Source organism: Anaeromyxobacter sp. K, from assembly GCF_000020805.1.
Lineage (GTDB): Bacteria > Myxococcota > Myxococcia > Myxococcales > Anaeromyxobacteraceae > Anaeromyxobacter > Anaeromyxobacter dehalogenans.
The window spans coordinates 1,310,497-1,324,273 of sequence record NC_011145.1 but is presented as its reverse complement, the minus strand read 5'-3'; the positions used below and the strand labels follow the sequence as shown (position 1 = coordinate 1,324,273).

General features: G+C 73.7%; 12 protein-coding genes. 1 reads left to right on the top strand and 11 read right to left on the bottom strand.

The window, feature by feature from the left end; all coding sequences use genetic code 11:
• Positions 1–42 precede the first annotated feature (42 nt).
• Positions 43–1,848, top strand: coding sequence for an ATP-binding protein (locus ANAEK_RS05835; protein ID WP_012525229.1), 1,806 nt, complete (start codon positions 43–45; stop codon positions 1,846–1,848).
• 23 nt (positions 1,849–1,871) lie between these two features.
• Here ANAEK_RS05835 and ANAEK_RS05830 read toward each other — a convergent pair whose 3' ends face one another.
• From ANAEK_RS05830 to nusA, 11 genes are all read right to left on the bottom strand, one after another.
• Positions 1,872–2,402, bottom strand: a complete 531-nt coding sequence (locus ANAEK_RS05830; protein WP_012525228.1) for a hypothetical protein — start codon at positions 2,400–2,402, stop codon at positions 1,872–1,874.
• Between the two features lie 28 nt (positions 2,403–2,430).
• Positions 2,431–3,750, bottom strand: coding sequence for an adenylosuccinate lyase (gene purB / locus ANAEK_RS05825; protein ID WP_012525227.1), 1,320 nt, complete (start codon positions 3,748–3,750; stop codon positions 2,431–2,433).
• A 16-nt stretch (positions 3,751–3,766) separates the two neighbouring features.
• A complete protein-coding gene (dut, locus tag ANAEK_RS05820; protein WP_012525226.1) occupies positions 3,767–4,210 on the bottom strand; it encodes a dUTP diphosphatase in 444 nt (147 codons plus the stop codon).
• A 25-nt stretch (positions 4,211–4,235) separates the two neighbouring features.
• Positions 4,236–6,401, bottom strand: coding sequence for a polyribonucleotide nucleotidyltransferase (gene pnp / locus ANAEK_RS05815; protein WP_012525225.1), 2,166 nt, complete (start codon positions 6,399–6,401; stop codon positions 4,236–4,238).
• 273 nt (positions 6,402–6,674) lie between these two features.
• A complete protein-coding gene (gene rpsO / locus ANAEK_RS05810) occupies positions 6,675–6,944 on the bottom strand; it encodes a 30S ribosomal protein S15 (protein WP_011420164.1) in 270 nt (89 codons plus the stop codon).
• Between the two features lie 108 nt (positions 6,945–7,052).
• Positions 7,053–7,994, bottom strand: a complete 942-nt coding sequence (truB, locus tag ANAEK_RS05805; protein ID WP_012525224.1) for a tRNA pseudouridine(55) synthase TruB — start codon at positions 7,992–7,994, stop codon at positions 7,053–7,055.
• A gap of 7 nt (positions 7,995–8,001) precedes the next feature.
• The gene (gene rbfA, locus ANAEK_RS05800; protein ID WP_012525223.1) at positions 8,002–8,418 is read right to left on the bottom strand and encodes a 30S ribosome-binding factor RbfA; all 417 of its coding nucleotides are present in this window, start codon (positions 8,416–8,418) and stop codon (positions 8,002–8,004) included.
• A complete protein-coding gene (locus ANAEK_RS05795) occupies positions 8,415–8,870 on the bottom strand; it encodes a DUF503 domain-containing protein (protein ID WP_012525222.1) in 456 nt (151 codons plus the stop codon). Before ANAEK_RS05795 ends, rbfA begins: the two co-directional genes overlap by 4 nt.
• A gap of 120 nt (positions 8,871–8,990) precedes the next feature.
• Positions 8,991–11,831, bottom strand: coding sequence for a translation initiation factor IF-2 (gene infB, locus ANAEK_RS05790; protein WP_012525221.1), 2,841 nt, complete (start codon positions 11,829–11,831; stop codon positions 8,991–8,993).
• An 11-nt stretch (positions 11,832–11,842) separates the two neighbouring features.
• On the bottom strand, positions 11,843–12,106 hold the full coding sequence (locus ANAEK_RS05785) for a YlxR family protein (RefSeq protein WP_012525220.1): 264 nt from the start codon (positions 12,104–12,106) through the stop codon (positions 11,843–11,845).
• Positions 12,103–13,776: a transcription termination factor NusA gene (gene nusA / locus ANAEK_RS05780; RefSeq protein ID WP_012525219.1), complete on the bottom strand. Its 1,674-nt coding sequence runs from the start codon at positions 13,774–13,776 to the stop codon at positions 12,103–12,105. The genes ANAEK_RS05785 and nusA overlap by 4 nt, the downstream gene beginning before the upstream one ends.
• Position 13,777 lies beyond the last annotated feature (1 nt).

Here is a 13,777-nt window from a genome sequence, read left to right as displayed (position 1 = left end):
CGCGCGCGGCACCGGCCCGCGCGCCGGGCTACAGGTGCTGCGATGCGCGCAGGGCTCCAGGGCCGGGCGCACGCGCCCCTCCTCAACGCCGCGACCCCGGGACACCCGTCGCGCACCGGGCAGCTCCAGGCCATCACCGCCGCGCTCTCGCGCGCCGTCACCCGCGGCGACGTGGCGCGCGCCCTGGTCGAGCGGACGCTCGACGCGGTGGCGGCTCAGGAGGGCGCGCTGTGGCTGGTCGAGGGCGCCGCCGGGGTGGCGCGCCTCGTCCACGCGGCCGGCCTCCCCGAGGAGGAGCGGGCGCGCCTGGAGGTCCTGCCGCTGGAGCGCGGCGCGGGGCCGGTGTCCGGGAGCATGGTGGCGTGCGAGGCGCAGTACCTGGGCAGCCGCCGGGAGCTGGCCGAGCGGTTCCCGCGCGCCCGCATGGACCGGGTCCCGGAGCTGGCGCTGGCGGCGGTGCCGCTCGAGGCGGAGGGGCGCTGCCTCGGGGCGCTCGCGCTCGTGTTCCACGCGCGGCGGCACTTCGACGAGGAGGAGCGGATCTTCCTGGCGGTGCTGGCGCGGGTGGCGGCCCAGGCGCTGGCGCGGGCGCGGCTCTACGAGTCGGAGCGGGCCGCGCGCGCGGAGGCGGAGGGCGCGCACCGGCGGGCGGCGTTCCTGGGCGAGGCGAGCGCGCTGCTCGCGTCGTCGCTCGACTGGGAGGAGACGCTCGCCTCGGTGGCGCGGCTGGCGGTGGCGGGCGTGGCCGACTGGTGCTGGGTGGAGCTGCCCGAGGGGCTCGCCGGCGGCGCGCCGCCGGTGGTGGTCGCCCACGTGGACCCGGCGCGCGCGGAGCTGTCCGCGGCCTGGCGCCGGCGCTTCCCCCCCGAGCCGGACGCGCCCTCCGGGGCGCCGGCGGTGATGCGGACCGGGCGCTCCGAGCTGTACCCGGAGCTGCCCGCCTCGCTGCTCGACGCGCTCGGGCGCGACTCCGAGGCGCTCGCCGCCGACCGCGCGCTCGAGACCTGCTCGGCGATGGTGGTGCCGCTCTCGGCCCGCGGCCGCACGCTCGGCACGATCACGCTGGTGGCCAGCCGCGTCGACCGGCGCTACGGCCCGGAGGACCTCGCCATGGCGGAGGAGCTGGGGCGCCGCGCCGGCGTGGCCATGGACAACGCGCGGCTCTACGACGAGGCGCAGCGGGCCATCCGCGCGCGCGACGACGTCCTCGCGATCGTCTCGCACGACCTGAAGAACCCGCTGGAGGCGATCTACCTCTCCTCGGCGCTGCTGCTGCGGAGCGGCGCCGCGCCCCGCCTGCGGCGGCACGCCGAGACCATCCAGCGCTCCGCCGCCCGGATGGACCGGCTCATCCGCGAGCTGCTCGACCTGTCCAGCATCGAGGCCGGCCGGCTCGTGGTGGAGCCCCGGCCCGAGCCGCTCGACGCGGTGGTCGAGGAGGCGCTGGCCGGGCTCTCGCCGCTGGCCCTGGAGCGGGGCATCGCGCTCGGCGCCGACACGGGCGGCGCGCGGGAGCCGGTGCCGTGCGACCGCGAGCGGATCCTGCAGGTGCTGTCGAACCTGGTCGGGAACGCGCTCCAGTTCACCCCGCGCGGCGGGCACGTCACCGTGCGCGCCACGCTGGCGCCCGCCGAGGCGCGGGTGGAGGTGCGCGACGACGGGCCCGGCATCGCCCCGGCGCAGCTCCGGCGCGTCTTCGACCGCTACTGGAAGAGCGGCTCGCGCCGCGGCAGCGGGCTGGGCCTGTCCATCGCGAAGGGGCTCGTGGAGGCGCACGGCGGGCGCATCGAGGTCGAGAGCCGGCTCGGCGCGGGGAGCACGTTCCGGTTCACGTTGCCGCGGCGCTGAGGCCGGGCGCTGAGGCCGGGCGCTCAGGCGAGCCGGTCGGCGAGCGCGCGGCGCAGCGGCTCGAGGTCGTCCTCCGGCGGCAGCCAGGCGGTCACCGCCAGCGGCTCGCCCGCGCCCACCGGCCGCAGCACGATCCGCCTCAGGTGATCGTGCGTGCCCGGCGTGCTGCGCGGGGCGAGCCAGCTCGGGAGCTCCGCGCCGGCGCGCGCGGCGTAGCCGCGCGCCAGCGCCTCGGCGCGGCGGCGGCGCGCGTCCGCCACGGTCTCCACCTCCGCGGCGCCGTACCCGGCGAGCGGGCGCGTCACGGCCGCCGCGAACGGCGCCGCCGGGCGCACCGAGACGAGCCCGCCGGCGACGCGGGCCCGGACCGCCCGCCCGCCCAGGACCACCAGCAGCGCCGCCGCGGCCGCCAGCGCGCCCGCGAGCAGCGGGAGCGCGGCGCGCGCCGCCCAGGCTGCGGCGAGCAGCACGGCCGCGAGCACGGCCAGCGCGCGCGGCCGCGCCAGCCGCGAGGTCACGTGGAGCGCGCCGACCGACTCCTCCAGGCGGAGCATGCGCGGGCCCTCCCCGGCGCGGCGCGGCTCAGGCCTCGCCGAACACCCGGCGGAAGATGGTGTCCACGTGCTTCAGGTGGTAGTCGAGCGCGAAGCAGGCGTCGATCTCGTCGGCCGTGAGCAGCCGGCTCACGTCGGGGTCGCGCTTCAGCGCGGTCCGGAAGTCCACCTTCTCCTCCCAGACCTTCATGGCGTTGCGCTGCACGAACACGTAGCCCTGCTGGCGGGCCACGCCCTTGCCGACCAGCGCCAGCAGCACGCGCTGCGCCTCGTACAGCCCGCCGGTGAGGTCCAGGTTCTCGCGCATGCGCTCGGGGTACACGCGCAGGTTCTCGATCATCCCCGCGAAGCGGTGCAGCGCGAAGTCGAGCGCGATGGTCGCGTCCGGCCCGATCACCCGCTCCACCGAGGAGTGGCTGATGTCGCGCTCGTGCCAGAGCGCCACGTCCTCCATGGCGGCGAGCGCGTAGCCGCGCAGCAGCCGGGCCAGGCCGGTGAGGTTCTCGGAGAGGATGGGGTTGCGCTTGTGCGGCATGGCCGAGGAGCCCTTCTGCCCGGCGGTGAACGGCTCCTCCGCCTCGCGGACCTCGGTGCGCTGCAGGTGCCGGACCTCGACCGCCTGCTGCTCCAGCGTGGCGCCGCAGAGCGCCAGGGCGGTGAACAGCTCGGCGTGCCGGTCGCGGTTCACGACCTGCGTGGCCGCGCCCTCGCCGCCGGCGAGGCCGACCTTCTCCATCACGAACGCCTCCACCCGCGGGTCCACGTTCGCGAACGTGCCCACCGCGCCGGAGATCTTGCCGACCGCCACCACCTCGGCGGCGCGGGCCAGGGCGGCGCGGCGGCGGGTCCAGGCGTCGTACCAGCCGGCGAGCTTCAGCCCGAACGTGATCGGCTCGGCGTGGATGCCGTGGCTCCGGCCCACCATCGGCGTGCGCCGGTGCTCGAAGGCCCGCTTGCGGACCGCGGCGAGCACCCGGTCCACGCCGGCGAGCAGCAGCCGGCTCGCGTCGCGGAGCTGCACCGCGAGCGTCGTGTCGAGCACGTCCGACGAGGTCATGCCCTTGTGCAGGTGGCGCGCGGCCGGGCCGCCCTTCTCCTCCACGAACGTGAGGAAGGCGATCACGTCGTGCTTCACGGTCCGCTCGATCTCGTCGATGCGGGCCACGTCGGCGGCGGTGAACTCGAAGCCGGCGAACGCCTTGCGGAGCGCCTCGAAGTCCTCCGGCGGCACCTCGCCCAGGCGCACCATCGCCTCGCACGCGGCCAGCTCCACGTCGAGCCAGATGCGGAAGCGGTGCTCGGAAGTCCAGATGCGGCCCATGTCGGGCCGGGTGTAGCGCGGGATCATGGCGTCCTCCGTGAGGCTACTGGCCGGTCGAGCCGAAGCCGCCGGCGCCTCGGTCGCTGTCGCTCAGCGCGTCCACCAGCTCGAGCTCGGCCCGGACCACGGGCGCGATCACGAGCTGGGCGATGCGATCGCCGCGGGCGAACGCCACCGGCGCCTGCCCGTGGTTCACCAGGATGACCCCCACCTCGCCGCGGTAGTCCGCGTCGATGGTGCCCGGCGCGTTCACCATGCCGACGCCGTGGCGCGCGGCCAGGCCGGAGCGCGGCCGCACCTGGCCCTCGTGGCCGGGCGGCAGCTCCAGCGCGAGGCCGGTCGGGACCACCCGCCGCTCGCCCGGGGCGAGCGTGAACGGCTCGTCGGCGCGCAGGTCGAGGCCTGCGGCGCCGGCGGACTCGTAGCGGGGGAGATCGAGCGGGGGGCCGCGATGGCCGACGCGGCGGACTCGGACGGTCACGGGCATCGGCGTCCTCGCGGCCCCTCGCGGCCTACTTGGCCGGCTCGCCCTTCGGCGGCTCGGTGCCCTCGGACTTCTTGGCGCTGTCGGCGAGGGCCTCCTTGCGCGAGAGGCGGATCTTGCCGGAGCGGTCCACCGAGATGACCTTCACCATCACCTCCTCGCCCTCGGAGAGGACGTCGGAGACGCTCTTCACGCGCTTGTCGGAGAGCTCGGAGATGTGGATGAGGCCGTCGGTGCCCGGGAAGATCTCCACGAAGGCGCCGAACTCGGCGATCTTGCGGACCGTGCCGAGGTAGATGCGGCCGACCTCCGCCTCCTGGGTGAGGCCGCGGATCATCTTGATCGCCTCCTCCACCTTGTCCTGGTTCGGGGACGCGATGGAGACCGAGCCGTCGTCCTCGATGTTGATCGAGGTGCCGGTGCGGGCGGTGATGTCCTTGATGGTCTTGCCGCCGGGGCCGATGATGTCCTTGATGCGCTCCGGCCGGATCTTGATGGTCGTGATGCGCGGCGCGTAGGCGCTGATGCTGCCGCGCGGCGCGGAGAGCGCCTTCGCCATCTCGCCCAGGATGTGCTTGCGGCCCTCGGCGGCCTGCGCGAGCGCCTGCTCGAGGATGTCGCGGGTCACGCCGCCGATCTTGATGTCCATCTGGATCGAGGTGATGCCCGCGGCGGTGCCGCAGACCTTGAAGTCCATGTCGCCGAGGTGGTCCTCGTCCCCGAGGATGTCGGAGAGGATGGCGATCTTCTCGCCCTCCTTGATGAGGCCCATGGCGATGCCGGCCACCGGCGCCTTGATCGGCACGCCGGCGTCCATCAGCGAGAGGCAGCCGCCGCACACCGAGGCCATCGACGACGAGCCGTTCGACTCCATGATGTCGGAGACGACGCGGACCGTGTAGGGGAACTGGTCCTCGGGCGGCATCACCGCGCGGAGCGCGCGCTCGGCCAGCGCGCCGTGGCCGATCTCGCGGCGGCCCGGGCTGCGCAGGAACTTCACCTCGCCGACGGAGAACGGCGGGAAGTTGTAGTGCAGCATGAACTTCTTGAAGACCATGCCGGTGAGCATCTCGACGCGCTGCTCGTCCTCGGCGGTGCCGAGCGTGGTGGCCACGAGCGCCTGCGTCTCGCCGCGGGTGAACAGCGACGAGCCGTGCACGCGCGGGAGCAGCCCCACCTCGCAGGTGATCTTGCGGATGTCGGCCATGCCGCGGCCGCCGATGCGGCGGCGCTCATCCGTGATCATCTTGCGCATGTAGTCGTACTTCACGTCCTCGTAGTAGCCCTTGATCTCCTTCTCGCGGAGGGCGATGGTCGCGAGCTTCGCCGCGTCGCCGGCCGCCTCGTCCTTGAGGGCCTGGAGGAGCTCCTTCTTGATCTCCGAGAGCCGGCCGTAGCGGTCGTGCTTCTCGTTGCGGCCGTAGGCCTCCTTCACCTTCTCCCAGGTGAGGGCCTTCACCTTGGCGCGCAGCTCGACGTCGTTCTTGGGCGGGTCGAACGAGCGGCGCGCCTTGTTGCCGGTCGCCGCGCGGAGCGCGTCCTGGGCGTCGAGGAGCGGCTGGACCGCGGCCTGCCCGAACAGCAGCGCCTCGATCATCACCGCCTCGGACACCTCCTGCGCGCCGCCCTCCACCATCACGATGGCGTCGCGGGAGGCGGCCATCACCACGTCGAGGTCGGCCTCGGCGCGCTGGGCCAGCGTCGGGTTCGCGACGAGCTGGCCGCCCACGCGGGCGACGCGGACGCCGGCGATCGGGCCGCCGAACGGGATGTCCGAGATGTGGAGCGCCGCGGACGCGCCGGTGAGCGCGAGCACGTCGGTGTCGTTCTCCTGGTCGAAGGAGATGACGGTCGCGATGACCTGCGTTTCGTTGGAGTAGCCCTCCGCGAACAGCGGCCGGCAGGACCGGTCCACCAGGCGCGAGGTCAGCGTCTCCTTCTCGGTGGGGCGGCCCTCGCGGCGGAAGAAGCTGCCGGGGACGCGGCCCGCGGCGAACAGCTTCTCCTGGTAGTCCACCGTCAGCGGGAAGAAGTCGATGCCTTCCTTCTTCTCCGCGGCGGACACCGCGGTGACGAGCACGATCGAGTCGCCGAGGCGGACCCAGACCGAGCCGTGCGCCTGCTTCGCGACCTTGCCGGTCTCGAGCAGGATGTCCTTGCCGCCGACCGTGGCGGTCTTCTGGATGGGCGTCATGTGCACCTTCCTCGGGACGCGCCGGCCGCGCTGCGGCCGCGTTCGTCCCGCTGGTCCCGCGGGGCCGGTTCGCCCTCGGGCCTTCGAAGGTGCCTCTGTTCCTCACTCCGCCGCCTCTCGTGGAGAGGCGGCCCAGTCGGAAACGGAAGCGCCCTCGGCGTCCCTCGCGCGGCCCGGTCCTGCGGGCGCGTTCACTGCACACTGCGAATGCGCTCCCTTGCCCGGAAGCGCCAGCGCCCCGGCCGTTCGACCGGGGCGCCGTCCCGACCGCCGCTACTTGCGGATGCCGAGCTGGTCGATGAGCGTCTTGTATCGACCCTGATCGATGGTCCGGAGGTAGTCGAGCAGGCGCCGGCGCTGGCCGACCAGCTTCAGCAGGCCGCGGCGGCTGTGGTGGTCCTTCTTGTGCGTCTTGAAGTGCTCGGTCAGGTAGGCGATCCGCTCGCTGAGCAGCGCCACCTGCACCTCGGGAGAGCCCGTGTCCTTCTCGTGCCGCTTGTACTTCTGCACGAGCTCCTGCTTCTTCTCCTGGACGAGCGCCATAGCCGTTCCTTTCGTCTGTATCGCTCACCGCCGCGGGGGCGAAGGCGCGCGCCTCGGGCCGCAGTGAGCGTCGTGAATGCGCGGTCTTAAGCGATCGCGGCGGGGGAGTCAACGATTCTGGGCGGGGCCCGCCCGGAGGTCGGAGGGGCCCAGGAACACGCGCAGGGTCCGCAGGCGCCCCTCCCCCGGCGCGCACACGGCGACCAGGCGGCCGTCCGGCGCCAGCGCGCGCACCACCCCGGGGGTCCCGGGCGGCCGGGGCACCGGGCGCCCGTGCACGAGATCCCACGCCTCGCGCTCTCCCAGCCGGATGGCGCCGAGCGCGCCCAGCGCGTCCGCCATGGGAACGATCCGCTCCGCCAGCGCCTCGCGCCCGTGCTCGCGCGCGAGCGCCTCCGCGTCCTCCAGGCCGATGGCGCGCGACAGGTCGAACCCGCTCGCCATGGTGCGGCGCAGGGCCGCGAGGTGCGCGGGCACGCCGAGCGCCCGGCCCAGGTCGGCCGCGAGCGTGCGGACGTAGGTGCCCTTCCCGCAGCGCACCGCCACCCGGGCGCGCCGCAGGCCGTCCGGCCCGGGCGCGGCGTCGAGCGCGCCCAGCTCGAGCGCGTGCACGCGCACCCGCCGCGGCGTGCGGTCCACCGTCTCCCCGGCGCGGGCCGCCTCGTGCAGGCGCCGCCCGCCCACCCGGACCGCCGAGTACATCGGGGGGACCTGCTCGATGTCGCCGGTGAGCCCGGCGAGCGCGGCGCGCAGCGCGTCCTCGGTCAGCGCCGAGGCGTCGCCGCGCGCGATCACCTCGCCGTCCGCGTCCTCGGTGCTCGTCGCGGCCCCGAACGCCACGGCGGCGTCGTAGGCCTTGTCGCCGTCGGACAAGAACTGCTGCAGCTTGACGCCGTCCTCGACGCAGACCGCCAGCACGCCGGTGGCGGCCGGGTCGAGCGTGCCGGCGTGGCCCGCCCGCGCCGCGCCGAGCGCGCGCCGGATCCGGCGCACCACCTCGAAGCTGGTGGGGCCGGCGGGCTTGTCCACCACGAGCACGCCCGGGCGCACGCGGCGGCTACTCCTCTGCCTCGTCGTCCGGCGCCGCGCCCGGGGCGGGCTCGACGTCCGCGGCCGGCGCCTGCCCCTGCGTGCGCGCCTCGCGCAGCAGCCGCTCGATGCGGTCGCCGCGCGCGACGGACTCGTCGTACACGAAGCGCAGGTGCGGGGTGTTGCGCAGCCGCAGCGCCCGCGACACCTCGCGCTGCAGGAAGCCGGCGGCCGCCTGCAGCCCGGCGAAGGTGTCCTTGCGCACGCGCTCGTCGCCGTGGATGGACACGTACACCGTGGCCTCCTTCAGGTCGGGCGACATCTTCGACCCGGTCACGGTCACGAACCCGGTGATGCGCGGGTCCTTCAGGCCACGCGCCAGGATCGCGGAGAGCTCGTGCCGGAACTCCTCGGCCACGCGGGCGGGGCGGTTGTGGGTGGTCACGGCTCGTCGTCTCCCTCGTCCTGGTGCTCGTCTTCCTCGCGCGGCCGCGGCCGCGGCCTCGGGAAGCGCGGCTCCTGCTCGCGGGCGTCCTCGTCGCCCCACGACGGCGCGCCCTCGGCCTCCGCCAGCGTGCGCATGGCGCCCTCGCCGATGCCGTCGCCGTACGGGACGATCTCGATGTCGCGCGCGGTGACCAGGATCTGCCCGCCGTGCATCGAGCCGACGAAGTCGGCCACCTTGTCGAGCACCTCGTTCACGAAGCCGTGCTCGTTCCCGACCGCGGCCACGCCCACCACGCTCCGCTGCCACAGGTCGTTCTCGGCGACCTCCGAGATCGACACGTTGAACTTGGCGCGCACCCGGTCGAGGGCGGAGCGGATCAGGTGCCGCTTCGACTTCAGCGAGCCGGGCTCCGGGAGGTGCAGCGTCAGCCTGAGGACTCCGACGAACATCTCGCCTCCGGCGCGTGCCCTGGCCCGGGCGCGGGGGGCCGGGGCGCGCGGCCGTCCTGGCGCGCGCGGTCCCGGCGCGGTGACGCGGGGCGGCGCCCTGAGGCCCCGCCCCGCGACGGCCTAGTCGAGCGACGGGCGGATCTCCTCGAGCTCGTAGACCTCGAGGATGTCGCCCTGCTTCACGTCGGAGAAGCCGTCCACGCCGATGCCGCACTCGAACCCCTGCGCGACCTCGCGGACGTCGTCCTTCACCCGCTTCAGCGAGCCGATCTTCCCGGTGAAGATCACCTTGCGGTCGCGGACCACGCGGACGTGGCCGGCGCGCTTCACCACGCCCTCGGTGACCGCGGAGCCGGCGATCTGGCCCACGCGCGGGATGTTGAAGACCTGGCGGACCTCGGCCTTCCCCAGCGGCTTCTCCTTGATGATCGGCTCGAGCAGGCCGGCCATCTCCTCGCGGATCCGGTCCACCGCCTCGTAGATGATGCCGAACATCAGGATCTTCACGCCCTGCTGGCTGGCGATGTTCTCGATCTCGCTCTCGGGCTTGGTGTTGAAGCCCACGATGACCGCGTTGCCGGCGGCCGCGGTGAGCACGTCGGACTTGGTGATCGCGCCCACGGCGGACTCGAGGATCTTGACGCCCACCTTCTTGGTGGCCGCCTTCTCCAGCGCCTGGCTGACGGCCTCCGAGGAGCCCTGGACGTCCGCCTTGACCACCAGGTTGAGCACCTTCTGGCCGGAGGTCTTGGCCTTCGCGAACAGGTCCTCGAGCGTGGCCTTCTTGACGCCGCCGAGCTCCTTCTGGCGCTGCTTGGTGGCGCGGTGCTGGGCGACCTCCTTGGCCGCCTTCTCGTCCTCGACCACGTCGAACTCGTCGCCCGCGACCGGCACGCCGGACAGGCCGAGCACCTCGACCGGATAGCCCGGGCCGACGTTGTCCACCTGCTCGCCGCGCTCGTTCATCATGGCGCGGACGCGGCCGAAGTGGACCCCGGTGACGAGCGCGTCGCCGACGCGGAGGGTGCCCTCCTCGACGAGCACCGTGGCGACCGGGCCGCGGCCCTTCTCCAGCTTGGCCTCGATGACGCGGCCGGCGGCGAGCTTGTCCGGGTTCGCCTTGAGCTCGAGCACCTCGGACTGCAGCGCGATGTACTCGAGCAGCTCGGGGATGCCCTGCTTGGTGCGGGCCGACACCGGCAGCATGATGGTCGTGCCGCCCCACTGCTCGGCGACCAGCTCGTACTCGGTGAGCTGCTGCATGACGCGCTCGGGCGCCGCCTGTGGCTTGTCGACCTTGTTGATGGCCACCAGGATGGTGACCCCGGCCGCCTTGGCCGCCTTGATCGACTCGACGGTCTGCGGCATCACGCCGTCGTCCGCGGCCACCACCAGCACCACCAGGTCGGTCACCTGCGCGCCGCGCTGGCGCATCGCGGTGAAGGCCTCGTGGCCGGGGGTGTCGAGGAACGTGATGGGGCCCTGCGGCGTGTTCACCGAGTAGGCGCCGATGTGCTGCGTGATGCCGCCGGCCTCGCCGGCGGCCACGTCGGCCTGGCGGATGGCGTCGAGCAGCGACGTCTTGCCGTGGTCCACGTGGCCCATCACCGTCACCACCGGCGGCCGGATGACGAGCTTCGACTCGTCCACCTCGACCTCGGGGATGAACTCCTCGACCTCGAAGCCCTTCTTCTCGACGGTGTAGCCGTGCTCGAGCGCCAGGATCGCGGCCGTGTCGGCGTCGATCTGCGCGTTGATGGTGACCATCTTCCCCATCTGCATCAGCTTGCGGATGAGGTCGGACGCCTTCACGCCCATCACCTGGGAGAGCTCGGAGACCGAGATCGACTCCTCGATGCGGATGACCTTCTTGTGCTCGGCCTTCTCGGTGATCTGCGTCTTGGCTCCCTTCTTGGTCGGCTTCTTCTTCTTGCCGCGGATCGGGATGTAGGCGCGGTCACTGATGGCGGCCTGGAGCAGCTCCTTGCCGCTGAGGCTCTTGGCCTGCTCCTCGGAGATGGGCCGGCCGGGCTGGCGGCCGCGGCGCTTGTCGCGCGAGACGTCGATGAACTCGCGCTCGCGGCCGAGCGAGCCGGGGACCACCTTCAGCTCGCGGACCTCGCCGAGCGCGCGGGGGCCGGGGGCCACCGGGAACTGCTGGCGCGCGGAGGTGGGCGGCGTCACGCGGCGCACCGGCACGAGCGGCCGCGAGATGACGACGGCCTGCGTGGAGGTGGGGCGGAGCGTGCGCGGATCCACCGGCGGCCGCGGCGGCTGGGCCGCGGCGCCGGGCTGCGCGGGCGCCCCCGGAGCGGCGGACATGGGCGGGCGCGCGCCGGGCGGCGGCGCCGGGCGGTAGCCAGCGGGCGGCGGGCGCGACGGCATCGGCGGCTGCGGCGGCCGGGGCTGCGCGGCGGCCGGCTGCGGCGCGGACGGCTGCGCGGAGGGCGCGGGCGGGGCGACCGGGGCCGCCGGCTGCGCGGGCTGCGCCTGCGGCGCGGCGGGCGCCGCGGCCTCGGCGCCGGGCGACGGCGCGGCCTGGGCGGCGAGCGGCGCGGCCTCGGCGGGCTGCTCCGGCGCGGCGACCGGCTCGGGCGCGGCCTCGGGCTGCGCCTCCTGCGGCTCGGGCTCGTAGGCCTGCTCCGCCTGCGGCGGCTCCGCGTACTCGGGCTCGGCGGGCGGCGGCGCCGCGGGCGCGGTGACGGTGGGCGGCTCGACGTGGGCGCGCTTGCGCACCACGAAGCCCGGGCCCGACGGGCGCACCGGCGCCGGCTTCGGCTTCCGCTCGGCGAGGATCTTCTCGTAGGCCGCGTGGGCCTGATCGTCCTCGAGGGACGAGGAGTGGCTCTTCACTTCCAGATAACCCAGCGCATGGAGCTTCTCGACGAGCTCCTGGTTGGAGAGCTCGATGCCCTGCTCCTTCAGCTGCTTCCCGAGCTCGTGGACCCGCTTCTTGGACATTGCGTAGACTCCTAATCCTTACGGGCACTTCCCGTCAACTCGACCCGGAGCGTCTCGGCGTCCGCGCGGACGCCATCGGCCCTGAGCGCCCGGGCGAACGCGCGCCGCTTCGCCGCCCGCTCGAGGCAGGGAGGAGCGGCGTGGAGCCAGGCTCCCCGTCCGCCACGCTTCTCGCGATCCACCGTCACGCGATCTCCCATCACCTTGAGCCGCACCAGCTCGCGCTGGGGCGCCCGCGCGCCGCAGCCGATGCAGGTGCGGACGGGCTCGGTCAAGCGCCCGCGCCCTCCGCGCCGGACTGCCGGGCCTTCTCCGCGTCGAGCTCGGCGCGGAGCTTGGCCTCCTCCTCCAGGTACACGCCCACCGCGTGCTTGATCTGGCGGGCCTTCTTGATGCCGAGCCCGGTGGAGTCGGCGAAGCGGTTCACGTCCGCCTCGTTGTGCACCGTCTCGACCGTGGGGTAGCCGGCCAGCTTCATCTGCTCGATGGTCTTCTCGCCCACCCCGCGGACGCGCGCGAAGCGCTCCTCCTGCGTGAGCGAGTCGGGGTGGCGCCGCGCCTCGGCGATGCGGGCCGCCTCGCGCTCCTGCTCGAGCCGCATCTCCTTCTCGGCGTCCTCGATGGACTGCTCCCGCGCCCGCTTCTGCAGGTCGGGGATCATGTCCATGGTGAAGCCGGGGAACTGCGTGAGCATCTCGGGGGCCGCGTTCGCCACGTCCTGCGCCTTCCGGAACCCGTGCGCGTACAGCATCTCCTGGGTCTGCTCGGGGATGCCGATGGCGCCGAAGCTCTCGGTCGCGAACTCGCGCATCTCCTTCACGCGCGACTCGGAGTTGATGTCGAGCTTCCAGCCGGTCACCTGCGACGCGAGCCGCACGTTCTGGCCGCGGCGGCCGATCGCGAGCGAGAGCTGGTCGTCGGGGACGATGATCTCCATGGCGCGGTTCTGCTCGTCGAGCAGCACGCGGGAGACCTCGGCGGGCGCCAGGGCGTTGCACACGAAGCGGGCCGGATCCTCGTCCCAGGGGACGATGTCGATCTTCTCGCCGCGGAGCTCCTGGACCACCGCCTGGACGCGGCTCCCCTTCATGCCCACGCAGGCGCCCACCGGATCCACGTCGGAGTCGCGCGAGCTGACCGCGATCTTGGCGCGGCCGCCCGGCTCGCGGGCGGCGGCCTCGATCACCACCACGCCCTCGGCGATCTCCGGGACCTCCATCTCGAACAGCTTCTTCAGCAGCTCCACCGAGGCGCGGGACAGGATGATCTGCGGCCCCTTCGACTCGCGCAGCACGTCCATCACGAACGCCTGGATGCGGTCGCCCGCGCGGTAGCTCTCGCGCGGCACCTGCTCGCGCACCGGCAGCACCGCCTCGGCGCGGCCCAGGTCCACGATGACGTTGCCGCGCTCGAAGCGGCGGACGATGCCGGTGATGACCTCGCCCTTGCGGTCCTTGTACTCGTTGAAGACGTTCTCGCGCTCGGCGTTGCGGGTGCCCTGGATCATCACCTGCTTCGCGGTCTGCGCGGCGATGCGGCCGAACGACCGGCGGTACGTCTTCAGCTTGAGCAGGTCGCCCCACTGCTCGTCCTGCGCGCGGGCCTCGGCCTCGTCCTCGACGCGGTAGTAGATGGGGAAGTCGAGCTCGTCGCCCGGCTCCACGTCGATCCCCTTCTCGTGCGCCACCGCGACCGGGACCATGTTCACCGGATCGGCGAGCGGCGCCTCCTCGGTGGGATCGGGCACGATGGTGAGGACCTGGAACAGATCCACCTGCCCCTTCTCCTCGTCGTAGCGGGCCTTGAGGTTGCGCTCCAGGCCGAAGTGGCGCTTGGCGGCGCTGCCGATGGCCTCCTCGAGGATCTCGATCAGCTTGGCGCGATCGATCCCCTTGTCCTTGGCGACCTGGTCGAGGATGAGGTTCAGGTTGACGTTCTGCTGCATG